The 17692-nt window shown below is 65.7% G+C and carries 14 protein-coding genes and 1 tRNA gene; 7 read left to right on the top strand and 8 right to left on the bottom strand.

Annotated features, from left to right (window positions below):
• The first annotated feature begins 73 nt into the window (after positions 1-73).
• From K2O50_RS21145 to K2O50_RS21155, 3 genes are all read left to right on the top strand, one after another.
• The gene (locus K2O50_RS21145; protein ID WP_050703951.1) at positions 74-958 is read left to right on the top strand and encodes an alpha/beta fold hydrolase; all 885 of its coding nucleotides are present in this window, start codon (positions 74-76) and stop codon (positions 956-958) included.
• 115 nt (positions 959-1073) lie between these two features.
• Positions 1074-1147: transfer RNA gene (locus K2O50_RS21150), tRNA-Gly, on the top strand.
• 188 nt (positions 1148-1335) lie between these two features.
• Positions 1336-3036 carry a SulP family inorganic anion transporter gene (locus K2O50_RS21155; protein ID WP_050703950.1) on the top strand — a complete coding sequence of 567 codons (1701 nt, stop codon included), beginning with the start codon at positions 1336-1338 and terminating at the stop codon, positions 3034-3036.
• Positions 3037-3151: 115 nt separating this feature from the next.
• On the opposite strand, the gene K2O50_RS21160 is transcribed toward K2O50_RS21155, so the two are convergent.
• The 5 genes from K2O50_RS21160 to K2O50_RS21180 all read right to left on the bottom strand — a co-directional run bounded on the left by K2O50_RS21160 (position 3152) and on the right by K2O50_RS21180 (position 9995).
• The gene (locus K2O50_RS21160) at positions 3152-4747 is read right to left on the bottom strand and encodes an esterase family protein (RefSeq protein WP_052896218.1); all 1596 of its coding nucleotides are present in this window, start codon (positions 4745-4747) and stop codon (positions 3152-3154) included.
• Between the two features lie 7 nt (positions 4748-4754).
• A complete protein-coding gene (locus K2O50_RS21165) occupies positions 4755-7118 on the bottom strand; it encodes a TonB-dependent receptor (RefSeq protein ID WP_050703949.1) in 2364 nt (787 codons plus the stop codon).
• 80 nt (positions 7119-7198) lie between these two features.
• Positions 7199-8161 (bottom strand): FecR family protein, encoded by a 963-nt coding sequence (locus K2O50_RS21170; protein WP_050703948.1) that lies wholly within the window; start codon positions 8159-8161, stop codon positions 7199-7201.
• The gene (locus tag K2O50_RS21175) at positions 8154-8690 is read right to left on the bottom strand and encodes an RNA polymerase sigma factor (protein WP_050703947.1); all 537 of its coding nucleotides are present in this window, start codon (positions 8688-8690) and stop codon (positions 8154-8156) included. Before K2O50_RS21175 ends, K2O50_RS21170 begins: the two co-directional genes overlap by 8 nt.
• A gap of 246 nt (positions 8691-8936) precedes the next feature.
• Positions 8937-9995, bottom strand: a complete 1059-nt coding sequence (locus K2O50_RS21180; RefSeq protein ID WP_050703946.1) for a glycerophosphodiester phosphodiesterase family protein — start codon at positions 9993-9995, stop codon at positions 8937-8939.
• Between the two features lie 142 nt (positions 9996-10137).
• Between K2O50_RS21180 and K2O50_RS21185 the strand changes: the two genes are divergently transcribed.
• The 4 genes from K2O50_RS21185 (at position 10138) to K2O50_RS21200 (ending at position 15367) form a co-directional block, all read left to right on the top strand.
• Positions 10138-11154 (top strand): DUF4917 family protein, encoded by a 1017-nt coding sequence (locus tag K2O50_RS21185; RefSeq protein ID WP_050703945.1) that lies wholly within the window; start codon positions 10138-10140, stop codon positions 11152-11154.
• Positions 11155-11230: 76 nt separating this feature from the next.
• On the top strand, positions 11231-11752 hold the full coding sequence (locus K2O50_RS21190) for an RNA polymerase sigma factor (RefSeq protein ID WP_050703944.1): 522 nt from the start codon (positions 11231-11233) through the stop codon (positions 11750-11752).
• The gene (locus tag K2O50_RS21195) at positions 11749-12696 is read left to right on the top strand and encodes a FecR domain-containing protein (protein WP_050703943.1); all 948 of its coding nucleotides are present in this window, start codon (positions 11749-11751) and stop codon (positions 12694-12696) included. Before K2O50_RS21190 ends, K2O50_RS21195 begins: the two co-directional genes overlap by 4 nt.
• A gap of 118 nt (positions 12697-12814) precedes the next feature.
• Entirely contained in the window at positions 12815-15367 is a 2553-nt protein-coding gene (locus K2O50_RS21200) for a TonB-dependent receptor (protein WP_050703942.1), read from the top strand.
• 33 nt (positions 15368-15400) lie between these two features.
• Here K2O50_RS21200 and K2O50_RS21205 read toward each other — a convergent pair whose 3' ends face one another.
• The 3 genes from K2O50_RS21205 to K2O50_RS21215 form a co-directional block, all read right to left on the bottom strand.
• Positions 15401-15895, bottom strand: a complete 495-nt coding sequence (locus K2O50_RS21205; RefSeq protein ID WP_050703941.1) for an AlpA family transcriptional regulator — start codon at positions 15893-15895, stop codon at positions 15401-15403.
• Positions 15895-16167: a hypothetical protein gene (locus tag K2O50_RS21210; RefSeq protein WP_050703940.1), complete on the bottom strand. Its 273-nt coding sequence runs from the start codon at positions 16165-16167 to the stop codon at positions 15895-15897. The genes K2O50_RS21205 and K2O50_RS21210 overlap by 1 nt, the downstream gene beginning before the upstream one ends.
• 167 nt (positions 16168-16334) lie before the next feature.
• Positions 16335-17561, bottom strand: a complete 1227-nt coding sequence (locus tag K2O50_RS21215; RefSeq protein WP_050703939.1) for an SAM-dependent methyltransferase — start codon at positions 17559-17561, stop codon at positions 16335-16337.
• Positions 17562-17692: the final 131 nt, after the last annotated feature.

A 17692-nucleotide genomic window follows, 5' to 3' on the forward strand; every position in this document is an offset into this window, starting at 1 on the left:
CGCCTAGCCCGCCTGCCGATCGCACACGCCACCAGGTGACGCGAATACCCTTTTTGCGCCAGGAGTCGATGACATGAGGCCAGAAATCGCTGTACTTGATATCCAAGGGCAGTACCGGGTTTACACGGAGTTCCATCGCGCGGAAGGCGCCGAGAAGACGATCATCCTGATCAATGGCTCATTGGCCACCACGGCGTCCTTTGCACAGACAGTGCGCAACCTGCACCCACAGTTCAACGTGGTGCTGTACGACCAGCCGTACGCCGGCAAGTCCAAACCCCACAACCGCCATGAACGGCTGCTGACCAAGGAAGCCGAGGCACACATCCTGCTCGAGCTGATCGAACACTTCCGTGCCGACCACGTGATGTCGTTCTCCTGGGGCGGCGCCTGCACCCTGCTGGCGCTGGCGCACCAGCCGCGGCTGGTGAAGAAGGCCATCGTCAGCTCGTTCTCGCCGGTGATCAACGAACCGATGCGCGACTACCTGGAGCGCGGTTGCCGGTACCTGGCCGCCTGCGACCGCTACCAGGTGGGCAACCTGGTCAACGACACCATCGGCAAGCACCTGCCGTCGCTGTTCAAGCGCTTCAACTACCGGCACGTCAGCAGCCTGGACAGCCACGAGTACGCGCAGATGCACTTCCACATCAACCAGGTGCTCGAACATGACCTGGAGCGGGCGCTGAAGGCCGCGCGCAACATCGACATCCCGGTGCTGTTCATCAACGGCGAACGCGACGAGTACACCACCGTCGAGGATGCCCGCCAGTTCAGCCGTCATGTCGGGCGCAGCCACTTCAGCGTGATCCAGGGCGCCGGCCACTTCCTGGACATGGAGCACAAGGCCGCCTGCGAGGACACCCGCAGCGCAATGCTCGGTTTCCTCAAGCCGGCGCTGCGCGAAACCCGCAACCGCTACACACAGGAAGCGGGGCAGCATGCACTGGCCATCTGAGCGCATCGGCGTCCTGTAGCCCTCGACCACCGCAGGCTACGGGCCGCCGACAGGCTTTTTTACAGCCTTGGGCTTCTCATTCGGGGAGGGTTCTGGTAAAAAGTCGTGCTTCGAAGCGGGTATAGTTTATTGGTAAAACTATAGCTTCCCAAGCTATTGAGGAGGGTTCGATTCCCTCTACCCGCTCCAACTCGCATTCCCTGCACGACGTTCCAACAACGTCGTCACTGTCTAAAGGAGCCTCGGCTCCTTTTTTCGTTTCCAGCGTTCCTTTCTTGATCTGGCCCATGGCCAGCGCCGCGCCGATTGGCTTGAATGCCCAGTGATTCGCGGCGCATAACCGCTACGCTTTCTGAAACATTTCCAAAGGACTGCGCATGTTTCTCTCCCGCTGGCTACCGGGCCTGGCCAACCTGCTGCACTACCGCCGCGAGTGGTTCCACGCTGACCTGCAGGCCGGCCTGTCGGTGGCCGCGATCCAGATCCCCATCGCCATCGCCTATGCGCAGATCGTCGGCCTGCCACCGCAGTACGGTCTGTACGCCTGCGTGCTGCCGATGATGGTCTATGCCCTGATCGGCAGCTCACGCCAGTTGATGGTCGGCCCGGACGCCGCCACCTGCGCCATGATCGGCGGAGCCGTGGCGCCACTGGCCATGGGCGACCCGCACCGCATCGCCGAACTGTCGGTGATCGTCACCGTGCTGGTGGGCGTGATGCTGATCGCCGCCGGGGTGGCCCGGGCCGGCTTCATCGCCAGCTTCTTCTCGCGGCCGATCCTCATCGGCTACCTCAACGGCATTGGCCTGAGCCTGCTCGCCGGGCAGTTGTCGAAGGTAGTGGGCTTCAAGATCGAAGGCGACGGGTTCATCCTCAGTCTGATCAACTTCCTCCAGCGCCTGGGCGAAATCCACTGGCTGACCCTGGCCATCGGCCTGGCCGGGTTGGGCCTGCTGATCTGGCTGCCGCGACGCTACCCGCGACTGCCGGCGGCACTGGTGACCGTGGTGGTGTTCACCGCCCTGGCCGGGCTGTTCGGTCTTGACCATTACGGGGTAGCGATCCTCGGCCCGGTGCCGGCGGGCATCCCGGAGCTGGCCTGGCCGCAGAGCAGCCTGGCGGAAACCAAGAGCCTGCTGCGCGATGCCCTGGGTATCGCCACCATCAGCTTCTGCAGCGCCATGCTCACCGCCCGCAGCTTCGCCGCCCGCCACGGCTACGCGATCAACGCCAACCACGAGTTCCTCGCCCTGGGCGTGAGCAACCTGGCCGCCGGCATATCCCAGGGCTTTGCCATCAGCGGCGCCGACTCGCGCACCGCGGTCAACGACATGGTCGGCGGCAAGAGCCAGCTGGTGGGCATCATCGCCGCCCTGGTGATCGCCCTGATCCTGCTGTTCTTCACCGCGCCCATGGCCTGGATTCCCCAGGCCGCGCTGGGCGCGGTGCTGCTGATGGCCGGCTGGGGGCTGATCGACGTGAAGTCGCTCAAGACCATCCGCAAGCTCAGCCGCTTCGAGTTCTGGCTGTGCCTGCTGACCACGGTCGGCGTGCTCGGCCTGGGCGTGTTGCCGGGCATCGTGTTCGCCGTGACCCTGGCCATCCTGCGCCTGCTCTACAGCATCTACCAGCCCACCGACGCCGTGCTGGGCTGGGTGCCAGGCATCGAGGGCCAGGTGGACGTGCGCCAGCACAAGGACGCCCGCACCGTGCCAGGCCTTGTGGTGTACCGCTTCGACGACGCGATCCTGTTCTTCAATGCCGACTACTTCAAGATGCGCCTGCTCGAAGCCGTGCAGGGAGTGGAGAAACCACAGGTGGTGCTGTTTGACGCCGAAGCCGTGACCAGCATCGACGTCAGTGGCGTGGCGGCCCTGCGCGAAGTGCGCGACACCCTCGCCGCCCAGGGCATCCACTTCGCCATCGCCCGCGCCCGTGGCACCTTCCTGCGCATGCTGGTGCGTTCCGGGATGGCGCGGGAGATGGAGGACAAGCTGCTGTTCGGCTCGGTACGGGCGGGGATTCGGGCGTATCGGGTGTGGCGTAACAGGGTTCGGCGGGAGGGAGAGGCGGATTGAGGGAAACCCATTTGGGCGAGTAGGTGCCTGGCGATAGCCTTGCACCGCCTACAAGATCGAGCGCCGCGCGGGCGGCGCTCGATCTTGTAGGCGCAGAGGATCCATCGCCAAACGCTTACGGCACACAAGCCCGCGCAACAGCCTGTGTCCCCTGCCCAAGCAAGCTGATCAACCCACAGGGCAGGCTCCCCCGCCACTGCAGGTAGTCATGGCCGGCAGGAAACTCCACCTGTTCCACCCGGTACCCCTTGGCCAGCAGCACATCGCGCAGATGGCGGTTGGTGTCGAGGATCCTCGGTCCCTCGAACAGTCCCGCCTGCAGGTAGAACCGCAACGGCTGACGCGGTGCCTTGACGTACTCGCGGGTCAACCAGCCAGGTTCGTCGCCGGCCATCGGCCACCAGTAGGAACCGGACATGCTCAGCACATTGCCGAACAGCTCCGGATGCCTGAGGCCCATGTAGGCCGACGCCAGGCCGCCGTAACTGGACCCCGCGACCACGGTGCGCGCAGCCGGCGCCGCCAATCCCTGGCGGCTGGCCCAGGGCATCAGTTCTTCGGCCATGAACCGTGCGAACAATGGGTTGGGCGGCAACTCCCGCTCGCGACTTTCGCTGCTGGGGTTGGCGATGATCAGTGCCGCGGTGGGTGGGATCAGGCCGTCGGCCATCAGGTTGTCGAGTATCGTCGGGGTCGGCACCTGGCGGGTGTAGGCATGGGCATCGAACAGCACCAGCAAGGCCTGGTCGGCCTTGCCCAGGCGCCAGCCCGCCGGGCGGTAGAGGTAGATATCGCGCTCGTTGCCCAGCACCTCGCTGGCCAGGCGCTTGCGCTCCAGGCTGCCACGGGCCACCCCGGCACGCTCGGCCACCCATGGCTGGGGCGCCGCATCCGCAAGCTCCAGCCGTGAGCGCGACAACCAGGCATCGCCGCTGGCGTCGGCGAAGGTATTCGGGTTGAGCGGGTCGCGCCGGGTGCTGGCGAGGATCACCCGACGGTCATCGGACACCGGCACATCCGGTGCCATCTGGTAACTCAGGCGGGTGGCCGCGGGCACCTCGAAGCTGTGGAACCAGACATCACTCGCGCCCAGCCGGGACAGCGGTTCGTGATTGCCTGTGGGGGCGCCGAACATCCGCACGTTGTCCCGCGCCCCACGCCAGAGGAAGGTGACCAGGCGCTTGCCGGGTTGCCCGGGGACGGCCTCGACCAAGGGCGTTCCCTCACTGGCACGGGCCTGCCAGAACACATCGGTAGCGCCTCCAGTTGCCAGGTGCTGCTGCAGGGCGAGCAAGGTCGGGCTGCCAAGGGGCGCGGGCGTACGGCGTTGCTCGCCGACAGGCAGGACCTGCTCCAGACTCAGGCTGAAGCGCGCCGCCGGGCGGATCGCCAGGGGTTCGGCGCGCACCGCGTAGCGACCGTCCCGCGGCGCGACGAAGAGGAACTCGCGGGGCTGGTCCAGGCCGTCGATCAGCAGGCGCAACGGCCCCCCTTTGGCGTCCAGCAGGCGCAGGCTGACATCACCGTCGACCCGGCCCCGCACCAGATCCCCGGCCTTGAGGGCCAACTGCCAGACGGGCGGATGCGCAGCATCAACCTGACCGGCGACCGGCTCTCCTACCTCGAGATCGGCGGGCGCGGCCGCCAAGGCCGCATTCGAGCAGAGCGCGGCCAGCAGCCATGCACCGCTCAGGCGCTTGAATCGCTGCATGCTCACCTCAGAAGTCGACGCTGGCGGAGAGTTTGAGCGTGCGCGGTTCGCTGACGGTGGCGTAGCCATCGTTGAACACCCCGGCCCAATAGGCGCGGTTCTCGACGTTCTCCAGACTGGCGCGCAGGGTCACCTCCCTGCTCAGCACCTTGGTCGCGTAGCGGGCGCCGAGGTCGTAGCGGGTCCACTGTGGGATCTTCAACTGGTTGGCGGAATCGAGGTACTGGGAGCTGCTGTGGATACCCAAGGCGGTCAAGGTCAGGCCCTCGACCCCAGGCAGGTCCCACTCGGCGCCAAGGTTGGCAGACCAGGCCGGCACGCCGCGGGCGGTGTTGCCGTCCATGGCGCCATTGGCGGTCTTGCTCAGCACGGCGCGGGTGTAGGTCACGCCACCGAGCAGGCGCACGCTGGGGACGACTTCGCCGAACAGCGTCCACTCCACGCCACGGTTGCGCTGCTCGCCGTCATCGTTGTAGCGATTGCTGGGCTTGTCGTAGATCATGCTGGGCTTGTCGATCTGGAACACCGCCAGCGTGTGGGTGAAGTCGCCCAGGTCCCATTTCACCCCGGCCTCCATCTGCTTGGCGACATACGGCGCGAACTGCTCGCCGTAGTTGGCGGCCTTCTGGTCGGTGACCATGCCGCCCTGGGTCAGGCCCTCGATGTAGTTGGCATACAACGACACCGGCGCGTCCCAGGGCTTGAACACGATACCCACGGCCGGGGTCAGCTTTTGCTCGTCGTACGAAGGGTTGCTCATCTTCTGCCGCACACGCTGGGAGCGGACCCCGAGGGTGAGCAGCACACGCTCGTCCATGAAGCCCAGGGTATCGGCCACGGCAAAGCTCGACAGGGTGTTGTCGCCGGTCTTGGTGCTGCTGCCGTGGTCGCCGGCGATGATCGCCTTGCCCGGGTGGTAGATGTTGGTGGGGTACTTGGCTCCGGTGACCGTCGGCGCACGACCGATATCCTGGTGCAGCAAGGTGGTGCTGAGCACCATCTGGTGGCTGACCGGGCCGGTCATGAAGTTGCCGCGCAGACCGGCCTCGGTGGACAGGCTGTGGGTGTATCCGGCCTGGTTGTAGGTTTCCCCCTTGGCCGTGCCGTCGGCCTTGTTCACCACCACCCGGGTGCCGTTGAGAAAGCCGTCGTAGCGCGTGCGGGCGCCACCGACGCTGGCGTAGGCGGTCCAGCTGTCATCCAGCTGGTACTCGCCACGCACCACCACGGCCTTGCTGATCTGCCGGGCGTGGATGCCTTCAAGGATGTTGGTGTCCGGCTTGGGTGCACGGGTTACATGATTGAGGCCACTGAAACCGGCCATCATCGGGCTGCCGTTCTCCAGTTTCTCGTGGTTTTCGTAGGCATCCAGTTCGAGCTTGAAATCATCGCCACGGTAATCCAGGGCCAGTGCCGCCAGGGTGCGGTCCTTGGACTGTTCGTCGACGCCCGTGTCGCCGCTGCCATAGACGCCATTGAAACGAATGCCGAAGCGGCCATCGGCGAAACGCCGGCCGACATCGACATGCTCGGCGACATAGCCATCGGACACGTAGCTGGTGGTCAGGCGGGTCAACGGCGCATCACCGGCACGCTTTGGCACCAGGTTGACCACCCCGCCCACGCCACCGTTGGGCGCCATGCCATTGAGCAGCGCGCCCGGCCCCTTGAGCACCTCGACGCGCTCGAGGAATTCGGTCGGTACGTGACCATCGGGCGCCAGGCCGTAGAGCCCCCCCAGCGCCAGCTCGGTGGAGTCCAGGGCATAGCCACGGATCATGAAGTTCTCGTAGGCATGCCCTTCACCGGTACTGAAGCGGATCGACGGGTCATTGCGCAACACCGCGCCGACCGTGCCGCTCTGCTGGTTCTCGATGGTCTTGGCGGTGTAGGCGGTGACGCTGAAGGGGGTGTCCATCAGGTCGCGGTTGCCCAGCATGCCGATGCGCGCGCCCCGGGCCACCTGGCCACCGCTGTAGCTTTCCGGCAGGTCGCTGTTGAAGCCCGAGGCATTGACCGTGGTCGCCCCCAGGGTCAGGGCCCCCTGGTCGGTCGGGCCGCGCAGGATGATCACACCGTTTTCTTCCACCGCCACCAGGTCGCTGCCGGCCAGCAGCTGGCGCAGGGCCTGCAGCACCGTGTAGCGGCCCTGCAAGGCTGGCGCGCTGCGCCCGGCCAGTACACGGCTGTCGGCGGCGATCGCCACCCCCGACTCATGGGCCAGGGCATGCACCGTGGCCTCCAGCGACTGACCCGGCAGGTCGAGGTTCAGCGGCGGGCTGTCGGCCAGGGCCAGGCCGCTGCCGCCGAGGGCGCAGGCCATGGCCAGGCGCCGCAGGGTGCCGGGGAAGCGGGAGGTGAAAAGCGACATGATCGGTCCTTGCAGGAGGTGGGTTCACTGCTGATGACGCGGCAGCGGCGGTTTACCCCTCAAAACAATTTCGCGGGATTTCAGCGCGGTGCGACCAGGCGCTGCGCCCCCTGTTCCAGCAGCCTGACCGGCAGGATCCCCGGCAACGCTTCGAGCAACACCTCGGGGCGGTCGCTCGGGAAACTGCCCGTCAAGCGCAGGTTGGCCACCCCCGGATCGACCCGGACGGTCCGCCCGACATAGGCATTGAGCTCGCCGATCACCTCGACCAGCGGCTGGTCGGTGAACGACCACCATCCCCGCTGCCAGTGCGCCAGGTCCGGGCCGAACCGGCCACCGCTACGCAAGCTGCCCAGCCGTCCCTGGCCATCCAGGCAGATGCGTTCGCCGGCCTGCAGCACCTGCTCGCCTCCCTGCAGGTCGCGCACCTGGACCCGTCCCCTGGCCACCGCCACCTGGACCCGGTCGCCACGGTTGCTGACCGTGAAGGCGGTGCCCAGCACCTGCACCACGCCCAGGCGCGTGCTGATCAGGAACGGTCGCCACAGCTCATGGGCGACATCGAAGAACACGTTGCCGTGCAGCAGAAGGACCTGGCGCTGGCCATGATCGAAACGCACGCGCAGGTTGCTTTCGGCCGCCACCAGCAACTGGCTGCCATCGGGCAGTGCCAGGGCCTGCGGCACCTGCGCGTGGGCCGTCTGCAGGTCGTGGTGGAGCGGCGCGGTGCGCTTGTACATCCAGCCCAGCCAGCCACCTGCGGCCAGCAGCACGGCCAGCGCGCCGCCCTGGCGCAGCACCCGCCGACGACCGACATCGCAGGCCTGCGGTTGCAACGCGCCACGCAGTTGCGGCGCGAGGCGGTGAACCATCTGCCAGCGCTGCTCGGCTTCCAGCCAGGCGCGCTCATGCTCAACGCTGCGCCCGCGCCAGCGCTGCGCCAGGCCGTGAGTCTTGCGCACGCGTTCCGGATCGTCCCCTTGCAGCGCCGCCAGGTAGACCAGCGCCTGCTGCACCTTGCGCGGCGCGGCCGGCTCAGTCATGACGGCTCGCCAGGCGCAGCTCGGACAGGTCGAAGACCGCCCGGGCGATATGCAGCTCGACCGACTTGGCCGACAGCGCCAGGGCCTCGCACACCTCTCGATGACTGTAGCCGTGCAGGCGCACGCGGACGAACACCTCGCGACGCAGCCTGGGCATGCGTTCGATGCGGGCGATCAGGTGCTGCAGCTGTTCGCGCGCGATCATGATCTCTTCCACGCTGGGGCTGAGCCGATCGGCCCGCGCCAGCCAGTCTTCCAGCGCCGCCAGTTCGGTGCTGCGCCGGCGGTACTGGTCGATGCACAGGTTGCGCGCCGCCTGGAACAACAAGGCACGGGCATTGATCACCGGTGCGTTGAGCGCATGGGCATAAGCCTGGGCGAAGCTGGACTGGGCAATGTCGGCGGCGTCGTCAGGATTGCGCAGCCGCCCGCAGAGGTAGCGGCGCAGATCGCTGTAATGGGCGAGCAGATCGTCGACGGCCGCCTTGAGGGCCGGCCGGGCGCGCCAAACGCTGGAAAGGGAGGTCATTGCGGATGTGGCGAGGGCCGTTAATAGGAATCCCTATCATTCTCACACATGTCATTCGGCCATCGCTAGTGTCCTGTCTCGGGAATACGTTCTCTTTTGGCGAGTGGCTTGGGTGTTCGGCCAAGGCGCCGCGACGAGTCATAGCAGGGCTATGGCGAGGAGTGGCAACGCCGGCCGGGCGCCCAAGACGCCGCCAAAAGTGAACAGCTTATTTCCGAGACAGGACACTAGCAATCATCTTGTCGATCAGTAACCCAGCTTGCGCAGCAACTGGCCCTCGTTCTGCGGCAACGGCCTGCCATAGAAGCGCATCAGCTCAGCGGCGCGGTTGGTGAAGATGCCATCGACGCCGGCTTTCATCGCCTTGTCGAAGTCCACCGCCTCGTCGAGGGTGTACACATGCACCAGCAGGCCCTTGGCATGGCTGGCCTGGTTCATCCAGGGCTGGATCAAGTCGGAATAGCTCTGCTCGCCCAGGTGCGTGCGGATCGCCGAAGGGCCGGTGCCGATGGCGCCGCCGGCCTTGGCGTAGTCGAGCCAGCGCTCGAACTCGGCGCGGTCCTTTGGCTGCTGACGGGCGTAGAAGGCCGACTTGTCCTGCTCGCCGGACTCGGCGAAGTCCTGCCCGGAGGCCGGTTCGATGCTGCCCTTGGCCACCCACAGCAATAGGATCTTCGGCACCTGCGGCATGGCTTCGTGCAGCAGCTTGAGGCTGTTGCGGTCGAAGGTCTGCAACACCACCCGGCCCGGCTTGTCGAGCCAGCCGCGGGCTTCGAGGCGCTTCTTCAGGTCCTGCTCGATGCCGGGGAACTGGGCCGGCTCCTTGGTCTCGATGTACAGGCCGGGGTGACGCTCGGGGTTGCCTTCGGCAATGTCGATCACCTCGTCCAGGGTCAGGATGCGCTGGCCCTTGAACGCATCCCGGGCACGCTCGGGATAGGCCTTGTTGAACCAGCTGCCGGCGTCCAGCGCCTTGAGCTCGGCCAGGGTGAAGGCGCTGACCGGGCTGGCCTTGCGCTCGGGGTAACGTTCCGCGACATCACTGGTGCGGGCCAGCACATCATCGTGGACCACCACCAGCACGCCATCGCGAGTGCGCTGCAGGTCCATTTCCAGGTAGTCGGCGCCCAGCTCTCGGGCCAGCAGGTAGGCGGGGGTGGTGGACTCGGGCGCGTCGAACGAGGCGCCGCGATGGGCGATCACGGCCGGATGAGGAATGTCCTGGGCGCTGGCGAGGGCCTTGCCGTCAGTGGCATGGGCGGCAGTGCTCGCCAGCAGGGTGGCCAGGAGAAGGGGCTTGTACATGGGGAGTCCTTTGCAGATCGGGGCCGGCCTCCGGAAGACGCCGGCAAGGTCAACGGTGCAGTCCTTGAAGGCGCAAGCCTCGCACACTCTGCATGACATGCTAAAGTCCCCGGCGTTTTCCGCCACACCCAACGGACCGCCCATGCCCGCTCTCGACGCCCACCTGCCCTCCTGGGCCGACCTCAACCAGCGCCACCCCAGCACGGCCCTGCTGCTGGGCAACGGCGCCAGCCGCGCGCTGTGGAAACCGTTCGGCTACTTCTCGTTGTTCGAGCAAGCCCAGCAGGTGCGACACAAGGCGCTGGGCGTGAGCGACCAGGCGCTGTTCAAGGCCCTGGGCAGCGAGCTGTTCGAGCCAGTGCTCAGCACCCTGAACACCACGGTACGGGCCAACGCCGCACTGGCGATCAACTCCACCGCGCCGCTTAACCGCTATTACTCGATCAAGGAAGCGCTGATCCACGCGGTGCGCGCCGTGCACCTGCCCTGGCCGCTGTTCCCCGACGCGGCGCGCACGGCCATCAACCAGGCGCTGCGCCAGTACCGCACCGTCTACACCAGCAACTACGACCTGATCCTGCCCTGGGCCATGGCCCAGGATGCGCAAGGTTTCGCCAGCCTGTTCGACGAGCAGGGTTTCTTCGATGTGCGCCGCAGCCAGGTCGAAGGCATTCGTGTGCTGCACCTGCATGGCGGCATGCACCTGCTCAAGTTGCCCGACGGCAGCACTCGCCAGCGCAGCGCGGAGCAGGCCGAACTGCTGGAAGGCTTCGCCGTCAACATCCCCGGCGAAGTGCCGCTGTTCGTCAACGAGAGCCGCAGCGAGGACAAACTGCGCGCCATCCGCCACTCGGACTACCTGTCCTGGAGCCTGGGCCAGCTGGCCCGCGAACAGGGTGGCCTGTGCCTGTTCGGCCAGCATCTGGACGCCAGCGACCAGCACCTGCTCGAGGCCATCCGCCAGGCACGGCCCCGGCACCTGGCCATCGCCATCCGGCCATTGAGCGAGGCCTCGATCATCAACCAGAAGCAGCACTTTATCGACCGTTTCGCCGATCTTGACCAAATTCCCCTGCATTTCTTCGATTCAGCCAGTCATCCCCTGGGGTTGGCCGAACTGGCGATTACCGTGCCCGCCAGTCACGCTCGTCGACATTGAATCGGCAACTTTGCAAATGTAAATAATTCTCGATAAGATCCGCACCCTTTCCTCCACGCCAGCCCGGAAAGCGTGCATGCAGCGCCCCAAGCCCGACCCTGTCGCCCACGGTTTCTATGCCGACATCCTGCATTTCCTGCGCAAGCGCATGGACAATGCCAGCGATGCCGCTGACATGACCCAGGATGTGTTCGCCCAGTGGCTGGGCTACCGGGACCGGGCCAAGGTGGAGCAGCCCCGCGCGTTCCTGTTCCAGGTGGCGCGCAACCTGCTGAGCGACCATTGGCGACGGCAGAAAGTCCGCCACGCGGTGCTGGCCGACGACAACCTGCCCGAAGCACATGAACCACCGGCCAATGACCCGCTGGACCATGCCCAACAGCAACAACGGCTGAATCAATTGCGCCAGGTGCTCAGCGAACTCTCGCCGCGACGCCGCGAAGCCCTTATGCTGCACCGTTTCGAAGGCCTGACCCAGGCCCAGATCGCCGAACGCATGAACATTTCCGTCAGCATGGTCGAGAAGCACATCGCCGCCGCCCTGCTGCAATGTAAGCAACGCCTGGACAGTGACAACGGCACGGAGCAGTTCCCATGACCCCCACCGACGAGCTCGACCCGCGCCCGATCGACGCCCAGGCGGCGAGCTGGTTCAGCCGCAACCGCAACCAGCCGTCGCGCCAGGAGCGCAAGGCGTTCGCCCTGTGGATGCAGACGCCCGAGCACACCCGCGCCTACCGCCAGTTCGAGCAGTTGTGGGATGACCTGGCCGCGCTCAAGCAGGCCAACCGCCCCGTGCCCTTGCCGGTACGCCGCGCGCCACGCTGGCGCCCGGCCCTGGCAACCGCGGCGGCCCTGCTCTGCGCGGTGCTGGCGGGCAACCTGGGGGCGGGCAGCACCGCCTTCAGCCAGCGCATCGCCGCCGGCCAGGCCTTGCAGACCCTGCAACTGCCCGACGGCAGCCAGCTCTTCGTCAACGCCCAGACCCGCCTGCGCCTGGACTTCAGCGCCGAGCGCCGGCTGATCCATCTCGATCACGGCCAGCTGTACATCGAGGTGGCGCCGGACAAGGAGCGCCCCCTGTTCGTCGACGCCGGCAGCGGCCGAGTACGCGTGGTCGGCACCGGCTTCGACCTGCGTCGTGGCGAGCGCGAGCTGGTGGTGGCGGTCGCCCATGGCCAGGTGGCGTTCGATACACCAGGTGAGCGGAACCCGCCCGTGCTGCTTGGTGCCCATCAGGGCGCCACTTACGACCTGGCCCGCGGCAGCCTGACCCGCCACGAACTCGGCGAGCAGCAGGTCGCCGACTGGCGCGAGGGCCATGTGAGCTTCCGCAACCGCGAACTGGCCAGCCTGGTCGACGAGCTCGGCCTGTATCGCCAGCCCCCGGTGGTGCTGGCCGATCCGGCGCTCGGCCACTACAAGGTGTCCGGCAATCTCGACGTGCACGATCCGGACGCCCTGCTCAATGCCCTGCCCGCGCTGTTGCCGGTCAAGACCACCTTGCTCGCCGACGGGCGCCTGCGCATAGAGCGACGCTAAAAATAATTTGAGAATTTTTATCATTCGCAGGTGAGGTTTTGTCGCAACGCCGCGTCTTCCTCCCCGCCTGCCGCGTGATGGCGGGCTTTTTCCGGCCTTTTGCCGTTTGGGGGAATCCATGTTGTCCGCGTTGCGTCCATTGCACTGCCTGCCTGCCCGACCTACCCTGCTGGCCCTGTGCCTGGCCATGAGCCTGGCCGCCGAAGCCGCGCCGGTACCCTTCGACCTGCCGGCGCAACCGCTGGCCCGCTCGCTGAGCCAGTTGGCCCAGCAGGCCAAGGTCCAGTTGCTGTTCGACGAGGCCCTGCTCGGCAGCGCCCAGGCACCGGCGCTCAAGGGCGACTTCGAGGCCGAGGCGGCCATCGGGCGCCTGCTGCTGGGCAGCCGCTTCAGTGTCGTGCGCATGGGCAACACCTACGTGGTGCGCCTGCGCGAGGACGACCCGACTGCCGACAACAGCCTGCAACTTGGGGCCGTGAGCATCGTCGGTGACGGCCAGCAAGTCGACGCAGGCAACGTCGGGCGCTCGACCCTCGACCAGGAGCAGATCGACCGCTACCAGCCCAGCAACATTCCAAGCGTGCTGGCGACCCTGCCGGGCGTGAACATGGGCGGCTCGTCCAAGCCCGGCGGCCAGACCATCAACATCTGGGGCTTCGGCGACGCCGAGGACGTGCCGATGACCCTCGACGGTGCGCCCAAAAGCGGCTTCGAGCGCTATCAACAAGGCACCATATTCATCGAGCCCGAGCTGATCAAACACATCGAGGTCGAAAAAGGACCGCACTCGGTCAAGACCGGCAATGGCGGTTTCGGCGGCAGCGTCAACATGGAGACCAAGGACGCCGGCGACCTGCTGCAGGAGGGTCGCAACAGCGGTGCGATGCTCAAATACGGTTATGGCAGCAACGACCACCAGCAGATCTACAGCTCGGCATTGTTCGGCCGTACCGACGACGGTCGCATCGACGGCCTGGTGTATTACACCAAGCGCGATGGCGGCAACCTGAAGATGGCCGATAGCCTGCCCGACCCCACCGGCAAATGGCCGATCAACCCTCAGCGCATTCCCTACAGTGCCCTGGACCTGGACGGCGCCCTGCTCAAGACCAACATCCATTTCACCGACGAGCACAGCCTGGGACTGTCCTGGGCGCAATCGGAAAGCCAGCGCTGGACCACGTTCTCATCGACCGCCTTCAGCACACCGCCCACCGCGGCGGATATCAAGAAATACGGATACGAAGCTGCCCTCAAGCGTTTCCTGGCCAACCGCCGCACCATCGACACCACCTGGTCGGCCACCTACAAGTACCAACCGATCGAGAACCCGTGGGTGGACCTGCAGGTGAAGTACTCCGAATCGGACACCAAGCAGACCGATGAGCGCGACGCTACGGCGTTCTTCCAGCCCGCCACCGGTGGGCGCAAGATGGATACCGAGTACAAGGACCGCATGCTCGATGTGAAGAACACCAGCACCTTCCTCACCGGCCCCCTGGAACATGCTTTCACCGCCGGCGTGCAGGTGCGCCGCCATGACCGGGACACGCAGATGTGGATGCCCGGCAAGACCTACGAAGTACCCAAGTACAACTATGGCCACTACCAGCCGTACTTCATGCCCAGCGGCCAGGTCGACAGCCAAGGTTACTACCTGCAGGACGCCATCACCTTCGGCGACCTGACCGTCACCCCGTCGTTGCGCTACGATCACGTGACCAACGAGGGCAAGCCCAACCAGGCGCCGTACTACAACAATCCGGCGGCTGGCCACGACTACAGCGACAAGACCTACAGCGGTTGGTCGCCACGTCTGTCGCTGTTCTGGAAAATGAACGAGCAGACCGCGCTGTTCGCCGACTACAGCAAGACCTGGCGCGCCCCGGTGCTTGATGAACAGTATGAAGTGCAGGGTGTCGGCAGCCGCACCGCCACCAGCCGCAACCTCGACCCCGAGCGCATTACCGGTGTACGGGTGGGGAGCATCAGCACCTTCACCAACGTGTTCAGCCAGGGTGACAGCGCGCAGATTCGCACCATGGCATTCCACAACAAGGTCACTGACGAGATCTTCAAGGCCACCGGCATCGGCTGCCAGGAACAGCTGGTAAACGGCGGCACCATCGCCAACACCTGCGGCGACGGACTGATGGGCAACTACCGCAATATCGGTGACGTGACCTACAAGGGCTTCGAGATCGAGACCTTCTACGACGCCACCTATTGGTTCGGGGCGGTTTCGTACTCGTGGATGGAAGGCCGCCACGAGGGCGCCTACACCAATCCTTGGGGCCCCGACGTGTGGGCCAAGGATGTGCCGGCGCCGAAATGGATCACCACCCTGGGGGTCAAGATTCCGTCCTGGGACGCCCGTGTCGGCTGGACCGCACAGTTCGTCGGCGCCACCCACCACCTGCCCAGTGACAAGTACTTCGAGGGCCCGGCCAGTGCCCTCGGCGACCGCTATTACGACAACTTCGGCAACGAGAAGTACCAGATCCACGGCCTGTTCGCCAACTGGAAACCGCAGCAGCCGTACCTCAAGGGCACCGAGGTCAACCTGACCGTGGACAACCTGTTCAACAAGGCCATCCGGCCGGAGCTGTCAGGCGAGAACGCCTACACCCAGGGGCGCAATGCCAAGATCAGCGTGACCCGGTTCTTCTGATCCTGCGCAACGGCGATGATGCAATGGACTGCATCACCTGCCGCTCGCCACCCGCTCCTGTGCCCTGGCGACATTCACCTGCATCGCCACGACAGCCAGTTCATGGAGCGCCTGGGCAACGGCGTGGGTACCCCGCTCCTGCATCCAGGCCAGGATGTCGGCCAGGTGCCAGAGCGAAAGGCTGCCGTCATGTACCGGGGCCGGGAAAGTGCGGTGATGCGTGAGCATGAGCTTGCGCATGTTCTGCCGGGACACCCCCACCAGCGCCGCCACATCGGTCAGGCCGACCAGGTCGGGACAGGCCTCGATCAGGCGGGCCTCCGGCAAGACCTGCCGGACATTCTCCAGGGCGCTGTGCATCGCCTCCCATGCAGACTTCCCCTCGCGGGCAAAGGCCAGCGCCAGGCGGCCGGGCTGACCGCTACCGACCACCGCGTCATCGCAACCGGCCTCTCCCAGAAGCTCGATCAGTGCATCGACGTCCACGCCGTCGTGCAATTGGTACTTGAGGGTGAATTCGTACTCCATCACTTTCGCTCCACTGGCTGATTGACGATCCCGCGCATCGACGTGCAGTTGTCCACGACCCGGCGCAACTGGCGAGCGAAGGTGCCCGGATTTCTGGGTGTGCTCCACACGCTGGTGATGCAGAACTCGCCACAGCGGCATTCGCGGTCGTTGTTGGGGCAATAGATCCGCCCCCAGCAATGGCCACCCCGCACCGTGACTTTCCAGCCCTGCGCCTCAGCGTGAACCAGGGACTGCTCGACTTCCTTGTTTGGATGGAGAGGACGGGCCATCGATTGAGCTCCAGTATGGGCATGAAAAAAAGGTTGTCAAGTGACAACCATGCAACGCCGACGGGCGTCACCACAAGCCAGACTAGGTGCCAGGGAGGCTGCAACAGGCTCAGAAAGACTCTTTCGGAAAGGGCCTAACCGAAACTGGGAAGGTGCTGTAGGTTCAATCACCCAGCAATCAGGCCATCCGCCTGCAGCAGGGTTTCCAGGCAATGCTCGCGTACCCCATAGAACGCCTTGAGTTCGGCGATCTTCTCCAGCAACGCCGCATTGTCCTGGGGCTGTCGGCGCTTGACCGCAAGAATCATCTTGTTCTTGTTGGTGTGCTCGAGCGAGATGAACTCGAACACCTTGGTCTCGTAGCCACAGGCCTCAAGATAGAGCGCCCGCAGGCTGTCGGTGAGCATTTCGGCCTGCTGCCCCAGGTGCAGCCCGTACTGCAGCATCGGCTGCAACAAGCCGGGGCTGCGCAGTTGCGGACGAACCTGCTTGTGGCAGCACGGCGAGCACATGATGATCGCGGCGTTGCAGCGAATGCCGGTGTGGATGGCGTAGTCGGTGGCAATGTCGCAGGCATGCAGGGCGATCATCACGTCGATGGCATCAGGCACTACGCTACGCACATCACCGCATTCGAACACCAGGCCCGGATGCTCCAGACGCGCGGCGGCGGCGTTGCACAGCTCGACCATGTCCGCACGCAACTCGACACCGGTGACCTGCGCCTCACGCCCAAGGGTATTGCGCAGGTAGTCGTGCATGGCGAAGGTCAGGTATCCCTTGCCCGAGCCGAAGTCGGCGACTTTCAGGCACTGCTGTTCGTCCACCGGCGCGCCGCTCAAGGCATGGTCGAAGACTTCGATGAACTTGTTGATCTGCTTCCACTTGCGCGACATCGACGGGATCAGCGCGCCTTGCGCGTCGGTCACTCCCAGGTCGCGCAGGAAGGGTCGTGACAGTTCCAGGTAGCGCTTTTTCTCGCGGTCGTGCCCGCCAGCCCCCGTCTCGCGTGGCGCCGGCTGGGCCTGGGCCAGATGGCGGCGCAGCATCGGCTTGCCCTTCTTGCTGAACTCCAGTTGCACCTCGCCGGCGGCGGTGAACAGGTGCGCATTGCGAAAGCTCTCCGGCAGCAGCTCGGCCACCAGCGCCAACGCCGGGTCCAGCCCCAGGTTGCGGGTGATGTCGCGGGTCTGGTGACGGTAGACCAGCGACAGACAGGCCTGGCCCTTGATCTGCACCGGTTTGGCGATGATCCGCTGCAGGGTCTGGTCGGCGCCGACATGACGGGCCAGCACCAGCTTGCTCAGGCTGCCATCGGCCAGGGCATCGGCGAGCAGGCTCAGGAACTGGGCACGCGCGTCCGGCGCGGTGGGGGCGGAAGAAGGGGACGACATGGGAACGGGTGCCTCGGAATGCGGGGGGCGCTATGCGCAATGCCGGGCATTCTACGTTGATGTCCGGCCATCGCGAACCCCTGTGGGAGCGGGCTTGCCCGCGAAACCGATAACTCGATGCATGACACCGG

The organism is Pseudomonas sp. 2hn (assembly GCF_019646095.1).
Classification (GTDB): domain Bacteria; phylum Pseudomonadota; class Gammaproteobacteria; order Pseudomonadales; family Pseudomonadaceae; genus Aquipseudomonas; species Aquipseudomonas peradeniyensis.